Source organism: Ruegeria sp. HKCCD7251 (assembly GCF_013031165.1).
Lineage (GTDB): Bacteria > Pseudomonadota > Alphaproteobacteria > Rhodobacterales > Rhodobacteraceae > Ruegeria.
On the sequence record NZ_WPZC01000003.1, the window covers coordinates 462,545 to 478,294 of the forward strand.

15 protein-coding genes are annotated in these 15,750 nt (G+C 53.8%); 4 read left to right on the forward strand and 11 right to left on the reverse strand.

All coding sequences use genetic code 11. From position 1 onward, the window contains the following. Nucleotides 1-25: 25 nt before the first annotated feature. From GOX75_RS11480 to GOX75_RS11495, 4 genes are all read right to left on the reverse strand, one after another. Entirely contained in the window at nt 26-1,333 is a 1,308-nt protein-coding gene (locus GOX75_RS11480) for a polysaccharide biosynthesis/export family protein (protein ID WP_171123170.1), read from the reverse strand. A 41-nt stretch (nt 1,334-1,374) separates the two neighbouring features. Then, nucleotides 1,375-1,950: a sugar transferase gene (locus tag GOX75_RS11485; protein ID WP_171123172.1), complete on the reverse strand. Its 576-nt coding sequence runs from the start codon at nt 1,948-1,950 to the stop codon at nt 1,375-1,377. A 513-nt stretch (nt 1,951-2,463) separates the two neighbouring features. After that, entirely contained in the window at nt 2,464-2,676 is a 213-nt protein-coding gene (locus GOX75_RS11490) for a hypothetical protein (RefSeq protein WP_171123174.1), read from the reverse strand. A gap of 309 nt (nt 2,677-2,985) precedes the next feature. Then, complete coding sequence (locus GOX75_RS11495) at nt 2,986-4,389, reverse strand: oligosaccharide flippase family protein (protein ID WP_171123176.1); 1,404 nt, start codon at nt 4,387-4,389, stop codon at nt 2,986-2,988. A gap of 378 nt (nt 4,390-4,767) precedes the next feature. Here GOX75_RS11495 and GOX75_RS11500 point away from each other — a divergent pair, with 378 nt between their 5' ends. From GOX75_RS11500 to GOX75_RS20355, 3 genes are all read left to right on the forward strand, one after another. After that, the gene (locus GOX75_RS11500) at nt 4,768-6,054 is read left to right on the forward strand and encodes an O-antigen ligase (protein WP_171123178.1); all 1,287 of its coding nucleotides are present in this window, start codon (nt 4,768-4,770) and stop codon (nt 6,052-6,054) included. A 193-nt stretch (nt 6,055-6,247) separates the two neighbouring features. Beyond that, complete coding sequence (rfbF, locus tag GOX75_RS11505) at nt 6,248-7,162, forward strand: glucose-1-phosphate cytidylyltransferase (protein WP_217350997.1); 915 nt, start codon at nt 6,248-6,250, stop codon at nt 7,160-7,162. Continuing rightward, nucleotides 7,089-8,099 (forward strand): NAD-dependent epimerase/dehydratase family protein, encoded by a 1,011-nt coding sequence (locus GOX75_RS20355; protein ID WP_371808153.1) that lies wholly within the window; start codon nt 7,089-7,091, stop codon nt 8,097-8,099. The genes rfbF and GOX75_RS20355 overlap by 74 nt, the downstream gene beginning before the upstream one ends. A 15-nt stretch (nt 8,100-8,114) precedes the next feature. Here GOX75_RS20355 and GOX75_RS11515 read toward each other — a convergent pair whose 3' ends face one another. The 3 genes from GOX75_RS11515 to rfbC are packed head-to-tail and all read right to left on the reverse strand — an operon-like array spanning nt 8,115 to nt 10,940. Next, entirely contained in the window at nt 8,115-9,437 is a 1,323-nt protein-coding gene (locus GOX75_RS11515; RefSeq protein ID WP_171123182.1) for an NAD(P)/FAD-dependent oxidoreductase, read from the reverse strand. 1 nt (nt 9,438) lies between these two features. Continuing rightward, entirely contained in the window at nt 9,439-10,374 is a 936-nt protein-coding gene (locus GOX75_RS11520; RefSeq protein WP_171123184.1) for an NAD(P)-dependent oxidoreductase, read from the reverse strand. 35 nt (nt 10,375-10,409) lie between these two features. Further along, a complete protein-coding gene (gene rfbC / locus GOX75_RS11525) occupies nt 10,410-10,940 on the reverse strand; it encodes a dTDP-4-dehydrorhamnose 3,5-epimerase (RefSeq protein WP_171123186.1) in 531 nt (176 codons plus the stop codon). A 317-nt stretch (nt 10,941-11,257) separates the two neighbouring features. Between rfbC and GOX75_RS11530 the strand changes: the two genes are divergently transcribed. After that, a complete protein-coding gene (locus tag GOX75_RS11530; RefSeq protein ID WP_171123188.1) occupies nt 11,258-12,427 on the forward strand; it encodes a glycosyltransferase in 1,170 nt (389 codons plus the stop codon). Between the two features lie 432 nt (nt 12,428-12,859). Here GOX75_RS11530 and GOX75_RS11535 read toward each other — a convergent pair whose 3' ends face one another. The 4 genes from GOX75_RS11535 to GOX75_RS11550 form a co-directional block, all read right to left on the reverse strand. Beyond that, nucleotides 12,860-13,576: a sulfotransferase family 2 domain-containing protein gene (locus GOX75_RS11535; RefSeq protein ID WP_171123190.1), complete on the reverse strand. Its 717-nt coding sequence runs from the start codon at nt 13,574-13,576 to the stop codon at nt 12,860-12,862. A 527-nt stretch (nt 13,577-14,103) separates the two neighbouring features. After that, a complete protein-coding gene (locus GOX75_RS11540) occupies nt 14,104-14,865 on the reverse strand; it encodes a phospholipase D-like domain-containing protein (RefSeq protein WP_171123192.1) in 762 nt (253 codons plus the stop codon). A 3-nt stretch (nt 14,866-14,868) separates the two neighbouring features. Next, nucleotides 14,869-15,231, reverse strand: a complete 363-nt coding sequence (locus GOX75_RS11545) for a DUF4345 domain-containing protein (RefSeq protein WP_254428742.1) — start codon at nt 15,229-15,231, stop codon at nt 14,869-14,871. A 258-nt stretch (nt 15,232-15,489) separates the two neighbouring features. Further along, nucleotides 15,490-15,750 (reverse strand): hypothetical protein (locus GOX75_RS11550; protein WP_171123194.1); only part of this gene is annotated, 261 nt, incomplete at its 5' end.

A 15,750-nucleotide genomic window follows, 5' to 3' on the forward strand; every position in this document is an offset into this window, starting at 1 on the left:
CTGACTGGTGATGTATTTGCTGGGCTCACTCGGTCAGAGGCGCTTCGGGCAGCAACTCTTCAACCTTGATCTCCAGGCTGTCACCCGGAAGCAAACGTGTTTGCTTGTCCCCCTGAACCGCCTGCAATTCACCTTCGATCAAACGATAAATTCTGACCGTGTAGTCGATGTCGGTAATTAGACTATCAATCCCCATCTCATTGGACGCCCCGGCCAGATATTTGGCGATCGTGTCCATTTGCAATGTCGATTCCCTAATGGCCAGATTCGCATCCCGCCGCTCCTGCAACAGACGCAAAGACCGCTCTTGTTCGTATTGTTCGCGATCCCGTCTGAGCCGGGTCAGGACCAGACTGGTCGCAGCAAGGTCCTCGTCTACATCCAGCAGACGTGTTGCGGACAGAACGGTTGTACGACGGGTGTCGGCGATACGAGAACCCGGCGCCAGACCACGATCCACAAGACTGATGACCCGCGCTTCTTCTTCTTCGTCGGCAGCCAGCGCCTTAGCCAGTTGGAATTTTTGCTTTTGAAGGATCGCGATACGCTCGCCTGCCTGTTCCTCGGCATCTTCAAAGAAATGCCGTTCACCCGTTTCATTGGCCAGGTTCACCGTGCGAATCTTAATCTGTTCAGCGATCAGATCTGCCAGAACTGTTTCCGATACGGAAACATCATCAATCATAGGCTCGGGGTGGTTCATATTTTGCAACAATTCAGTTGTGACACGCCATTTCCGGGTCAGCGCTTCCGCTTGGTCCAGCGCCGCCTGACCATAGGCTGTTTGCCAGCGCATCAGTTGAATGGGGTCAATGGTGACGTCATCGGTCAAAAGCTGGCTTCTGACACCGCCAGCCAGCGCGACGGCTTCGCGGGCTGTGACACCGGGTCGATAATCAATCTGGCCCGTCCGCGCGACATCCCCGCCAATGATGATCGGTCGATACCCGTTCCGGGAAATCTCAATCTCATCACCATCCAACTGAATGATGAATATCTCACCGTTGTTGTTGTATTGCTTCACGATTTTGCCAGAGGCATCCAGGCGCACGCGCTGCTCCAGTTCCTCCAGCGACAAACCCTGTGCTTCAAACTGACCAAGCCATTGCAGGTTCACGTAACCATGTACGTCTATTAACGATTCGAAAGACAGGTAATCCAGTCCTGTAAACGTCACACGGACGTTATCGCCGGGCTCAAGATCGAAATCCGCAAGGGCGGCTCCGGCGTAAAGAGTAAAAAATATCGCAACCAGGCCACGAGCAAACGACCGAAATTGATCGCCAATCCAGCCGGACGCCTTACCACACAAATCACACAGTACAAATGTCATCTCGGTCACCACTTAACATGCAGGCAACAAGCCCGGAAATTTCAGTAACCGGTCGCGTTACACACTGCGCCTACGGTTCGGAAGAGAATCTTGAGGTCGAACCAGAACCCGATTCGCCTTGCATAGTCGCTGTCAAACAGCGCGCGATGCGAGAACTCTACATCGTTGCGATCGGAAACCTGCCACAGACCTGTGATTCCGGGCTTCATCAAACCGTATTCCAGACCCGGATATAGAACCTGCTGTTCAGGCAGCATCGGACGCGGGCCAACCAGACTCATATCCCCCACAAGGACGTTCCAAAGCTGCGGCAGCTCATCCAGCGATGTCATACGGATGAACCGGCCGAACCGTGTGACCCGTGGGTCATTTTCCAACTTTTGATGCTTGCGCCATTCAGCGGCCGCCGCCGGGCATTCTTTCAGATGTTGTTCCAGCATCCGCTCCGCATTCGGAACCATCGAGCGGAATTTCAGAAAGTCGAATTCCTTGCCGCCGATGCCCACACGTCTTTGCCGGTAAATGGCCGGACCACCATCCAATTTTACAAGGATCGAAATGACAAGAATGATTGGCAGCACAAATGGTGCACCGATCAGGATAAGAAAGATGTCCAACAGACGCTTACCCTTGACGGCGTAAAAACTTTTTAAATTGCAGAACTCGACAACTTCAGAAATAGAGTTTTGATTTGGTTTGCAAATTTCAGAATCTTCTATCCGAATAGAACTTCGAACATGGTTCATAATAACCCCCAAGACAACACAACAGCACTCAAAACGTCGGCGACAAAACATGCCACATACGCTTCGCCACACGCTGCTCCGTTAAGTGCGGATGCAACGGCGACTACAAATTCTATTCGCTCGAATTTGGGGTACAGCGCACCAAGTGCGTGATCCCACCCATGTTATAACCCGACTCGGTGCCAACACCGACCGGGATTATTGCCCCGCAATATGATCGCACCTTTAAAATAAAGAGACAACTTATTTATTGGAGTTTAACGGAGCTCACAAACTTTTGCATCGAAACAGGGCATCATGGGGGTCAGCAGATGGCCAACCGACTGCAATGGTTTCCAAATTGGAAACAGTAAGGCACATTTCTGTGCGCCGTTTCCAAATTCGTTACTGACCGATCTTCGAGGGCAGTTTACTGAACACTTTCAGGCGCAACTTACGGCTGAACGTGAAATGCAAAACGGCAACCAGAAACGGCGTAAAGCATCCAATCAGCAATCCACCCAGCACGGCCACCCCCGTACTTGCGCCCGTGAGAATCAGCGCGACACAGCACAGAACGGCAACCAGCGGCCCAGAGAGAAGATAAACGATTACCATCTATTACGTTGCTCTTGTTCGGTCTTTTGTCATCTTTATTTCACCTGCCATTTTGACCTCATGCTCTTGTGTGCTCAGGCAGTTGGCTTTGAATATAGATCGCCCCACACGATAAGCCATCAAGTGACACAAAATCTTGAGATCAGTGACAATCTAACATCATATTCAGCTAACCACGAGGGACCCAATCGCCCGATTCAAGAAACCCATGGCAACTGGGCAAAATTATGCCCACACACTGAAGGAACTGTGGCCAAACAGAGGTTAATATATTGTTAAGTATAATTTTTCCGCAGTGGCAAAGTTCGGCTAACGCGCCCGAGACCGTATTCTATTCCAGACTGTGACAGCCGCGGTTTGCCGAATGAGTACAAGAGTGACGAACATCGCCAAAGACCCAGCCAAAAGCAAAGCGGCCTGAACGAGCAGCGTTGTAGCGTCTTCAGCCATCACACCGAACGGCACAAAAATCAGCCCCCCTGCAAAGGCTTTGGTCAATTCCCGAACGGGGACTTTCAGCGGATCGACCTTTCGTCCGATATAGAAATACACGACAAAACTGACAAGGCTGCTGACCAGGAACGCATAAGATGCGCCGGGGGCTCCGAACAGGTTGATGACAGCCAGCGACAGCAGGGCATGCACGATCAGCGTCCCGAACGTAATGACCAGTTGCAAGCCGGTCTTTTTGGACCTCATGAACGAATAGCTAAAATAAGCCCCCTGCAGGCCCGTCACAAAAGCCGCGATTGCCAGAACACGCAGGTATCCGGCCGTTTCCTGAGCAAAGCCGTGGTCAAACAGCAGGTTCGCGAATACGTCTGCCGCGCTGACCAGCGCCACGACAATGGGCATCGAAATCAGCATCAGGAACGAGAAATAGCGATCAAGAACCGAGTCGGAATGCGCAATTCCCTTAACCTCGTGCGCTTCAAAAACCGAAGGCGCAACCACATTCGAAAGCGTACTCATCGTCAGCACAAGGGACCGCATGGTCAGCGCCTGAGCCGCAGCAAAATAGCCCGCCGCCTCGATCCCCACCAGCACCGCCAGCAACGATTGGGTGGACATCGCACGAAAGACCGAGGTTGACCCGACCACGGCCAATGGAAAGCCAAAGAAAAGGTATGTTTTCGCCTCGGCCCGTTTGGGGAAATAGACGCGCGACCGTCCGACCGTAACAAGCACCGCATAGGCCCCTGTCAGCGCGGCACCAAGCGAAATTCCGATCACGGCGCTTTCGTAACCGCCGCCATTGACGATGAATGCGACGGCCAAAGACACGCCCAGCGCATGACGCAGCAGTGTCACGGCCGCAAATTTCGGCCCTTCGTTATACTGCCGCAAGCAAACGGCGCCGATCTCGTGGATCGCATGGCTGATGCAAAACACGGCAGCATAGAAAAAGCTGTTTGCCCAGGCAAAGGGCAGAATGACGTAGGACATCGCCACAATTGCCAGCAAAGCAAAGACAATCAGGACGGCAGCCCCCAGAACCGTTCCGATGGTTTTGCCTTCGAACTCCTTGGCGTGGTGAAAGCGCCCGACTGAAATCACCAGCCAAAAGAATGTGAACGAGAACAACAGCGTGCCCAGCAGCAGGGTCAGGGTATAGCGCCCAAACTCTGCCGGCCCCAGCACACGCGTCATCACCACGAGGATCACAACAGACAGGAATGCGGACAGCATTCTGGGAACAAAATACCACGTCATGAAAGTCCGTTATGCGTAATAGGGCGCGGAGCCGTCATAAAAATACCCAACCGTCAGAAGCTGACATCAACTCATAAGACACAATGCACCTGGAAGTTTTCACATGGGGCCGCTCCCATCAGCTTGCGGGCCAATTCCTGAAAATGCCTCGTGACTACCCGGCGCAGAAACCGAATTTGTTAAACCATATTCCGCGCGCGATGTCGATTTGCTGAAATTATTGGTGAAACTGGGATTTGCCGTGCGCAAACCATCACGGAAACAGCACGAAGATGGACTCAGGCCGTTGGGCTTTGCTAGGCTTGGCTTTGTAGTTTTCTGAGTGATCTGTTGAATCGCGTATTCAGCATTTGGGTATTTGGGTTTGTTGGCCGTGTCATGAGGCATTCCTTTAGCAGTATTCCCTATCAGCAGGTGGCGGGCACTTCGTTCCACCACAATGTCCTGCTGATCTGCATGGTCTTTCTGATTCTGGTCGGATCGGACCTTCTGTCTGTCGTCCTGTATCGCAACAACCTTGCCAATCGGATCGAGATCCTCACGCTGTTGCCGATCCTTGCAACCGTTGCTCTTTACTATCGGCACCTGTTGCGCGGCGCATTCGCCTCACCCGAAATCGCGCTCATGATTATCATTGCCATTCTGTCTGCATCCTGGAGCGATTATCGATTGCTTACGATGGAGCGCACCGTTCCCTTGGCGGCGACCACCCTGTTTGGCCTGACCTTGGGCAGCATGATGTCCATGCGGGGTCTGGTGCTGTTCGTGGCAATGTATTTTGCCCTTTCCATGGCCCTGTCCCTGGCCACCATCGGAGCGCTTCCGCAAGCACGTGGATTGCCGCCGTGGGAAAACTCGTGGAACGGCATCTATCTGCACAAGAACGAGCTGGGCGCGAATTCAGTAATGGCAATTCTGTCGTCATTCTTCGCGATGAAGATCACGACCGGACGGCTGCGCATGTTCTTTCAGATCACAGCAGGTGTAGCGGTTGTTCTTTTGATTGCCTCCGATTCAAGAACGGCGCAGATCATCGGGCTGTTTGTGATTTCGGGTTTCCTCATTACCAAAATAATGCCCCGGCTCGAGTTTCTATGGGCCTTGGGCTTCATACTGTTTTCCGCGTTTGTGATTGGAATGGGAACACTTATCCTGGCCTCCGACATTGCCGAGCCACTATTTGCGATGATCGGGCGTCAACCCACGCTGTCCAACAGGATTCCCATTTGGGAACTGACCTGGCCCTATGCCATGGATCGGTTTTGGTTGGGATATGGGTATGCTGGCTATTGGCACGACGCGGCCCCCCATATGCGCATCTACGAAAATCAGTACCAGCTTGGATTCACGCCCTACTATTCGCATAACGGCCTGATCGAAACCTGGCTGAACATCGGTTTTGTTGGCGTCGTGCTGCTGTTTCTTGCCTTCTTTCGGTTCTTCAGCTCGGTGTTTTACTGCATGCGACACCTGAAACCCCGGGATGACTTTGTCCTCGTGTTCGCGCTGAGTGTGGGTTTCATCTTTCTGAATATTACTGAAAGCAATGTTATGGGGCGTCTGGACGGGATGTGGATCCTGCTGGTCATGTACATGACCAAAACGAATCTTGTCGCCAAAGCGCTGGTCGCAGATTTCAGGTTGCGGAGCGCGTCATTGGCATGAGGTACTTCTGCGAAGATAGACAACAGGTTTTTGGGCAGTGCGCTCAAATCAAATCCATCAATTCGATGTCGCCAGCTTTAATTCAAGGCCTCAGGTTTCAACGATTGACAGCGACCTGCCCTGTATTGTCGACTTTGACCATTCGTCGTTTTGAATCTTTTTTCCAACTTTTGTATCCGTTCGGGAGGCACCATTGAAAACAGCCATTTTTGCAGGTGGTAAGGGTTCTCGCCTGATCGAGGAAACCCGCGTTCGCCCCAAGCCATTGGTCGAAATCGCCAACCGGCCGATCCTGTGGCATATCATGCAGCATTATTCGACCTATGGGCATCATGACTTTGTGCTGGCCCTTGGTTACATGGGTGACCTGATCAAACGCTATATTTCCGATCTGTGTCAGTATGACGGGAATCTCAGGATCGACTTTGCCAAGCGCGAATTGTTTGGCGAGCCCGATTATCACAACAGTGTTCTGGATGCGCAGATGCCGCCCTGGACAGTCGATCTGATCGACACCGGGACGGAAACCATGACAGGCGGGCGACTGGCCCGACTGCAACCGTATCTGGGCGACGAAACGTTTATGCTGACCTACGGCGACGGTGTTTCAAACGTCGATCTGGACGCTCTTGTTGCCTTTCACAAATCACACGGAAAGCTGGCCACGATCACGATGGTGCGCCCGCTGACGACATTCGGGCATCTGCAAGTGCGCGAGGACGGGTTGGTCGAAGGCTTCATGGAAAAGCCCGAGACAGCCGCCGACTGGATCAATGGCGGGTTCTTCGTGCTTGAACCCGAAGTGTTCGACGCCGTCGCCAGCGTGAATGGCGACGAGATTATGTGGGAAGAAGGACCCCTGCCCAAGCTGATGGAATTGGGTGAGTTGATGGCCTACCGCCATCCTGGTTTCTGGTATTGTATGGACCATCTGGCGGATAAACGCCGGCTTGAGGAGATGTGGAAAAATGGCAACCGACCGTGGGCAACATGGGAAAATTCAAAAGGTTCTGTTAACGGGTCATCTCGGCTACGTGGGGACGGTCACCGCCCCGGTATTGGCCGAGGCGGGAATCCAGGTGACTGGGTGCGATATAAATCTCTTTGACCGGGCCGATTTCGCGCCCGGCGGTGCCGTTCCCGAAATCCCGAACCTGGGCAAGGACATTCGCGACCTGACGGTTGACGACCTCGAAGGTTTTGACGCGGTGGTGCATCTGGCGGCCCTGTCGAATGATCCCTTGGGACAGCTTCGCCCCGGCCTGACACAGCAGATCAACCACGAAGGCACGGTCCATGTGGCTAAACAGGCCAAGGCCGCTGGTGTGCGTCGGCTTGTTTTCGCGTCCTCCTGCTCGAACTATGGCCGGGCCGGAGAGGATTTTGTCGATGAAGATGGCCAGCTTAACCCACAGACGGATTACGGCGTATCCAAGGTTCTGGCCGAGCGAGACCTGAAACCAATGGCAGATGACAGCTTCACGCCCACTTTCCTGCGCTTTGCGACCGCTTATGGTGCAAGCCCCCGAATGCGGTTCGACATTGTTCTCAACAACCTGATCGCACATGCCTATACCTCGGGTCGCATTCTGATGATGTCAGATGGCACGCCGTGGCGTCCGATCATCCACGTCGAAGACATGGCCCGTGCCTTCCTCGCCACGCTCGAAGCCGATCCTACCGAGATTTCGGGCGAGGCGTTCAACGTTTGCCGAACCGAAAACAACTATCAGATCCGCGATCTGGCCGAGATCGTGGCCGACACGGTTCCGGGTGCAAAAATCGACTATGCGGCCGATGCCGGACCTGACAACCGGTCATACCGGGTCAGTTCAGCCAAGATCGAAAAGTCCATCCCGGGCTTTCAACCCAAATGGGACGCAGTCCGGGGGGCACAGCAATTATATGATGCGGTCAAGGCCTGCGACCTGCAGGTCGAGGATTTCGAAGGTCGCAAGTACAAACGTCTGGCCCAGTTGGAGGCCCTATTGCAGGAAAACCAACTGGATCAGGACTTTCGCAGAACCGTGCCGATCGCTTCGTGATCGGTACGCGCCGCGCTAGATGGCCTGAAGCTCTTGAATGACGGTTCGGGCGCCGCGCTCACCGGATTTGAACGCTTCATCCGTCCACTGATAACCCCACTCCCCGAACCGCCCAACATAGGTAATGCCAACCTCGTCCAGCCACTTGTGAACGATTGGCAGAGCTTCCTCGCGGTCAAGGTCGAAGATGATGTTGGCGTGAGTAATCAACCGGGCATCCGTGTGCAGAATCTTTTCGTCATCGGCGATCAGGCCAATTTTGACGAGGTCATCAATCACCGGCTGGATCAGCTCTTCGGGCGCGACGTCCAACGGTCTGTATTTGTGTGAATAGTAGCATTCCGCCTGAATAGAGCCGCATCCTGGCGGGCAAGTCCGGGTCGACATCTTGTGAGGGAAGCTCAACCGGGTAAAGACGATGTCCTCATCGTAAATATATGTCCAGGTCGCAGGCGTGAAATCGTCGCGCGCCAGCCCGATATTCACAGTCACACATGTGGTACAGGCCAGTTTTGCCGCAGCATCCAGAACATGCTGGGGCGCCCCTTTGACCATGGGGATCAGGTCAGGCAGCGGGATGGATGAAATCAGCTTGCCATATTCTTCGGTCACGCCGTTTTCAAAACGGACAGTTTTTGCAATGGGATCAATGGCGACAACCTTGTGATCCAGATGCAGGTCAGTCTTTTTCATGAACGGCTTGAGATAGGAAATGAACCCACCTTCGGTCGGGTAGCGGAAGTCGGTGATATAGTGCACGTCCGGCGTTTCCGCGAAAACCGCGCCGCGGATCACCTCTTCCATCGACGGGCGGTACAAACGCGGCCCCATCCAGACCGTGCTCATCTGATCGGCGTCAACGGTATGGTATTTCTTGCCATAAACCGCTGGAAAATGCGTGGCAAAGGTCTCACCAAAGACCGAGATTAACCATTCCAGATAATTGGCGGGTTTTTCCACCACGTCCTGCTTGGAGGCTTCGATAAAGTCCAGAATACACTGGGTTTTCAGCTCATCCGGCAAGTTGTGCAAATTCGCCTGCGCCGGATGTTTGACCCATGCGCCGTGGTAATAATTGTTCACGTAAGCCTGCAGTTTCTCAAACTTGCCATCCACATTGCTTGAAAACAGCTCTTGAATGCGAGGGTCCTTCGAGAACGAGATATGCGGGCCGTCGTCAAAGATGAAACCGCTGTCATGGGCGAAGGTCGCGGTATGGCCCCCGGGGAACGGGTTCTTGTCATACATTCTGCTCGTCACGCCCTCAGAATGTAGATGATGCGCCGCGCCAAGTCCGGCCATGCCAGAGCCAAGGATAACTATGTTCTCGTTACTCATATCAGGATTCTTTCACAATTTCGCGGCGCCACCAGGCGATGGTATCCGCAACTCCGGTTTCCAAATTAAACTTCGGGGACCAACCCAGCTCGCGACACAGGCGCGAGTTGTCAGCCTCGACCAAGGGCGGATCACCTGCGCGTGCTTCCCGTGCGCCCAACCGAACCAAGTCTTCGGCGTCGATCTGACGGGCGATCTCGGTTATCAGGCCGGCCAGCGGGATCGCGGTGCCGCTGCCGATATTCAGCGGGCCTTGCAGATCGCTGCCCAGCAGATCAACCAAAGCGCGAGCAACATCGTCGACATGCAGAAAGTCCCGTTTCTGACGGCCATGCGTGCACAGGGCTTCGCGACCTTCCAGCAGCGAAACGATCACATCCGCCGCAAGCCGTTTTGGGCTTTCACCCGGTCCATACAGGAAGAACGGCCGCGCCCATGCACCAGATAGCCCCAGCGCAGCACACATCCGTTCAAATACAACCGAAAGGCCAGCTTTGGCCGCGCCATATTCCGTGGCCGGAACCAGCGGAGTCACGCCTTCGCGCAGTTTGACGGGCGCACTCCAGTCATACTCCATGCACGAGCCGCAAAACACGACACGCTGCCCCCCGGCCTCGGCAAAAGAGAACAGCAAATCCACCGAATGCTGTACCCAGCGAAAGTTTTCCAGCGACTGCTGGTTGCTCGGCCCCATATACCAGGCCAAGGCCAGCAAGTGGCTGGGCTTCTGGCCCTGCAACAAGTCTCTGACCGCAGCGGTATCTTCCATGTCGACCTTTACCCACTCCACATCGCCATCCATTGGCGGCGGTGGATCAGTTCGATGGGTCGCGATGACCCTGTACCCGGCAGCAGCAAGGTTTCGCACACAAGCCCGACCGATGAAGCCAGAGGCACCCGTGACCAGCACTTTTGAATTTTGGGTCTTCAAATTCATCTGGTTTCAAGCTCCGGTCACAGAATCTGTGGGCGTTACGTGTCCAGCAGAGGCCAGGACGCGTCCTTTTCGGAAACAATACTGACTTTAATGGGCCATTGTATCCCGAGAGAAGGGTCATCGTATCGAATCCCCCCCTCCACACCGGGCGTGTAGAATTCACTGGCGGAATAGAACGCCTGCGCGCCGTCCGTCAGTGCAAGATAGCCATGCGCAAACATCTCTGGCACGTACAGCGCACGACGGTTCTGCGCGGACAGCTCAATTCCGAAATGCTGGTGATAGGTCGGGCTTTCCGGCCTTAGATCGACGATAACGTCGTAGATAGCGCCCGAGATACAACGCATGAACTTGGCCTCGGCCGCAGGTGCGTTTTGGTAATGCAGGCCACGGATCGTTCCCTTTTTCTCGTTATATGAGAGGTTTACCTGTGCGACCGCTGGTTTGAGGCCGTGCTGTTCGAATTCCTCAGCACAGAAGGCGCGGGCAAAAAAACCGCGATCATCCGAGATTTCCTGCAGATCGACAACAAAAGCGCCCTGCAAAGGCGTTTCAGTAAAAATCATTAACCATCCGCCTGTTCCAACGGTCACCAAATATCGGGTGGTTCAGATTCTGAGACCGGGCGTGGATCAGTGGTAAGAAAAATGACCCTAAAAAAGAGCCCGCGAAGTGAACCAGACGTAAAAACTTAACCAGACAACGCGGATTATTTCCATAGTTTTTGAAGCGGTCAGCCGATATCGTCCGGGCAATGCTGAAATCTCGATCTTACAGGGCAATCAGCCGGGCAAGTTGAAAGGTTCGGGAAGAAAGTCTTTGAATAGGCCACGTCGTGGTTGTGAAATACATTTTGTCTGGAATCCTTAAAAGGAATACGTATTTGACCAGCCCAGCCCCGTCCGCAAAGACGCCCAGAGAAGTTCTGATTTTCTCCCAGCGCAGCCTGAACGACAACGTCTCGCGCTGTTCGGGGTTTGAGTTCGAAGACGTGATTGCCGAAATCGAAAACGCCGAGATTCTGGCGCCAAAGCGCGCCAAGGAACGGCGCCTGCCCTTTAACCCCAAGCGGTGGCTGTCCAAACGCTCGGATCTGTTCAGGCACTGGCCGTCCGGCGTGCAGAAAACCAAACTGGATCGCGACTACGACCTGTTCTTTTGCGATGCGCAAAAACCAGAAGAGCTTTTGGCGCTGGACGCGATTTCTAACTGGCGCGCACGCTGCGGTCTGGCCGTCTGTGTTCTGGAAGAGGTCTGGTCGAAGGAGTTGGATCTTCATCTGCCGCTTATCAAATATCTGGCCCAATTCGACCTGATCTGCTGCGCCTTTGCTGAAACTTGCGATGACCTTCAGCGCATAACAGGAAAACCCGTCATTCACCTGCCTGGCGCGGCTGACATGGTTCGCTTTGCACCAGAAGCAGCAACTTCGGACCGCCCGATCGACGTTTATTATATGGGCCGCAGACGTCCGGAATTGCATGACAGGTTGCTTCAAAAGATCAAGGAACGCGGCGGTTTCTACCTTTATGATTCGGCGACCAAGCCACCCGTTACCGCGCAACACCGCGTGCACCGTGATCTGCTGGCAAATCTCGTTCAGCATTCCAAACTGTTCATGGTCGATATCGCCAAAATCGGCCACGAAGATCAGATAAAAGGCAACATCGCGTGGGGACCGCGCCACGTGGAAGGCATAGCGGGCGGGGCCGCGCAGGTTGGCTACGCCCCCGAAACCGAAGACTATGAACGGTATTTCGACTGGCCCGAGTCCGTGGTCAGGCTGTCCGAAGACCCTGACGCGGCCATTGACCAAATTGTTGCTTTGCTGGACGACCCCGCTGAACTGGACCGCATGCGCAGGATCAACCTCGCAGCGGCAACGCAAAAACACGACTGGCTGCATCGCTGGGCACAGATTCTGGACCACCTGCAAATCCCCCAGACAGACGGGATGGCAAAGCGCCGTCAACATCTTGCAAATATCGCAGCCGGTTACAGAAGTGATGATCCTTCATACACGGATGCGACCAAGCTCGTGAGTGCGCCCTGACCGATCTGAGCCACGCCCAAGCACCCGACACAAGGCCGACGCTCATACACTAATTGTAGCGAAAGTCGCGGGGCGGCAAGTTGCACTCTACAACCCCCTCTAACCAGTCAATGAAAAAACCGGTATGCGCTCAAAACAGTAACATGCCGCCCACCGTACGATGATGACATTGTGGCAAAACTGTGTCCACGATTCTTGCGGAAACGAATTGTTTCCGAAGTAGAAACCTATAATTTTCAGTAAGTTAATATCAGTTTACGTGAATATCTGCAATAATATTTCACTAGCGTGAAACGCAAGGCAGTTACTGTTGCCGGATAGAAAACAGTATCCCCTGATGCCTTGAGTCAGGCTGTACGGAAGCCGTTCATAGCGACGCCCGTGAAACAGGGTATGGGATCAAAATTGAGCTTTTCCACTCGCAGACGCCTCTCAATCGAACCGGTAACCAAAGGCCTCAATATCTTCGCCATAGCGCCGGCCGATGATCTGACGGGTGCGCTCATCAAACGCCGTGTGATAGCTTTCTGCGGCCGGTTTGACATTCTGCGCTGCGATTCTGGGGAACGTCACACCGGTCAGGCTTTCAACCCTATCGAGATCAGCATCAAAGCTTTCGATCTTGCCCACGAAATCGCAGATCTGCACACCCGCGCTGGTGGACAGGTGGCGCGTCTGCGACAGCCAGTGGCGGTCCGCCACAGCATCGCTTCCATAGTCGCTGTCCAGCCACTCGACAAACTCCGGGAACGGCATAAACGGGCGAATTCCTTCAAACCGCGACAGAATCGACAGCTTTGACGCCGTCACTGCATCGGCAATCTTGTCCTTCCAGCACGAATGAACCCGAGACCAGGGATTGCGTACAAATGAGAACACAAAATAGTCCGGAAACCCGGCGGCAATTTCATCGGGCGTGCTATCGAATTCATAACCCGACGCATTGCCGCTGGCCTGAGCAAACATCGCCTGAAAGGTGCGGCTGGCAACCTTTGGAATCGGAGCAGCCAGAACCTTCTGTTGCCGCAACACAAACCTCTCGGCCCTTGGATCGCAGCTTGGCGGCGTGCCTTGCCTAAGCAGCCTCAACCCTTTGAACGCGGCCTGCGACATGGTTGGGGAAAAAAGGCGACGGTGCCGAAGCTTCATCCTAACCCTCTGCTCGCCATACGGCTGTCTGGTGTCGCGTCAGCACGTTCGAATCCCTTTCGTATGGCCCTGTTTTTGAAAGATAACACATCCATTTTACCTTGTCCCAGCCCCCGCAAGGACTCCGACGTCACACCTGCTGTTAACTGCACAAATACAAAGCCGGTCCGAATGGCTTGGAAATGCGCGATGACCCAAGAACTGTGCATGACGACGGGCAAAGCCCTCAATGGTGCCAAAATTCCCGCAAACAGGTGATTTTCATAGATGGCAAACAACCAACATCGGCCCTTGGAAGCCTAAACGCATGACTCTGTTTGATGTAAGATGACACGAAGTTTGGCGTCAAAATTTTCGGAATATCTTTAAATTATAGCAAGTTAGCCTCATCGCGTCGACAAAAGATTGGCGCTTTTCGACAGAAAGTATGTCGCTTCACCAGATCAAACAGCGCAGATTTCAGAAAGCGCGAAACCACCCCGCCAGCGCACAGCAGACTGGGTAAAAAGAGTGATTTCGCGGAGGAGTTAGCGTTTCTCGCGGGCACCTAGGCTTTGCTTGATGACATCAATCTCGCTTTGAAGATGCGAGCCATTGTAGACGATTGACGTTTCATGGCGTGCATATCGGCCTTTTCGATCAGCGCTCAGCCAGTTGTAAGATCCAATGCAAAGACGATTGGCGTCCACGATGACAATTTTACTATGCAGTTGGCGCACCTCGTGAACACGAACACCCACTTCCTGCAGCGCCGATTTTGCTGCTTCCAGCTGTGTTACGCCATCGTCGTATTTCAACTGGTTCAACAGAGGATCCGCGAAGACATCGATTTCTGCCCCGCGCGCCACTGCACTTTGGAAGGCATCGAGTAACCCAGCACGTTTCATTGTTGAAGCAATGACCCATGGGCTGACGATGGTCATTTCGCGGGCTGTGGACAGGGCATCTTTCAGGAACCGATCGTGTTCTTCTGCGTCTCTTAGTGTCGAAAGCGGGTGACTTGAATCCTGAAGATCGGAGCGCGGCTGCGCAGTAAACTCAAGCACCCCATCGCTCTGAGAGAACAGGCACTCAGCCAAGACCGATCTGGGCGTACCCTTCGCAGCCGACGAAAATACGTCCATGTCACCGAAGACGAGGAAGCTGTCTTTTGCACGCGATACGGTCACGTTCAGCATACTTGGCGACATGTCGATGAAATGCCCGTCGGCATGTTTGGAATAGACCGGTGAGAACAGGATGATCGGTCGCTCAGCCCCTTGAAGCGAGTGAACCGTGCCAACGGTCATTTTTCATTGTACTTTTCTCAGGGAAACCGCCGCCAGAGCTGCAAAAGCTATCTCGGCCGCAAGATAAAATAGAAGTAGCCCGTTTGGAACTCCATCGATAAGAATGCTTAGCATGCGTCCAACGGCCAGTCCCGACATAAACAAAAACAGAACCCAAAGCGCAGGGCGTTGTAATTCTGGTTTCGAAGCGGCCGCCAACCAAAACAACGCGTTTGCCAGGTAAAGACCCATAATCGCTCGGAACACGTGAGTTTGGTTCGTCCCTTCCACCGGAAATCCCAGCAAAACTGGGATCGAACTGCCGGGCATCAGACCGTAAGATAACGCAATTGGCACGAGGCCGACGGCAGCAAGCAGAAGGACCAATCTAGAACTCATGGAGGACTCCTTCTCGTAGAGGTTTCGCTTTTTTGCGAAATTCCTAGTCGGTTTTTTGGGGCATCCGATGATCCGAGCCGGATGCCCAAACAGCACTCAGAAAGGTATATTGTATGCCTCATTAACCTTCTGAGACATGACACCTTCGGTTGATGTCTATTCTTCAACTTAACCTTGGTTGGAAACCAGCTTCCCACTCGGAAGAATTCCTCAAAGGTTTCAAGATGTGCCTTTACCAGACTGGCGCTACTGCTGCTTTCGTTTGACCGAAATAATGCAGCCAGAGTGTTTTGGATGTCGTGCCGGTACATCGCGTGCCATTGCGTCCACGTTTCCGAGGTGCCGCAACGCTCCGTTGTTCAGCAAAACACCGCGCCCGGCATCATACCGGCGCTGTCCAAATCCACTGGCTACGCATTCCCAGTCTTCCTTGGCCGCCGCGTTGCGGAACCTCGGTAGGTCGTGCGGGTCATGCCGTCCAGGTGTTGCTGCGACGTGGTCGTGTTT

What these genes read in the sequence shown, in the direction of transcription:
- GOX75_RS11480 (WP_171123170.1), bottom strand. Translation starts at nt 1,333, where the DNA reads ATGACATTTGTACTGTGTGATTTGTGTGGTAAGGCGTCCGGCTGGATT.
- GOX75_RS11490 (WP_171123174.1), bottom strand. Translation starts at nt 2,676, where the DNA reads ATGGTAATCGTTTATCTTCTCTCTGGGCCGCTGGTTGCCGTTCTGTGC.
- GOX75_RS11495 (WP_171123176.1), bottom strand. Translation starts at nt 4,389, where the DNA reads ATGACGTGGTATTTTGTTCCCAGAATGCTGTCCGCATTCCTGTCTGTT.
- GOX75_RS11500 (WP_171123178.1), top strand. Translation starts at nt 4,768, where the DNA reads ATGAGGCATTCCTTTAGCAGTATTCCCTATCAGCAGGTGGCGGGCACT.
- GOX75_RS11515 (WP_171123182.1), bottom strand. Translation starts at nt 9,437, where the DNA reads ATGAGTAACGAGAACATAGTTATCCTTGGCTCTGGCATGGCCGGACTT.
- GOX75_RS11520 (WP_171123184.1), bottom strand. Translation starts at nt 10,374, where the DNA reads ATGAATTTGAAGACCCAAAATTCAAAAGTGCTGGTCACGGGTGCCTCT.
- rfbC (WP_171123186.1), bottom strand. Translation starts at nt 10,940, where the DNA reads ATGATTTTTACTGAAACGCCTTTGCAGGGCGCTTTTGTTGTCGATCTG.
- GOX75_RS11535 (WP_171123190.1), bottom strand. Translation starts at nt 13,576, where the DNA reads ATGAAGCTTCGGCACCGTCGCCTTTTTTCCCCAACCATGTCGCAGGCC.
- GOX75_RS11540 (WP_171123192.1), bottom strand. Translation starts at nt 14,865, where the DNA reads ATGACCGTTGGCACGGTTCACTCGCTTCAAGGGGCTGAGCGACCGATC.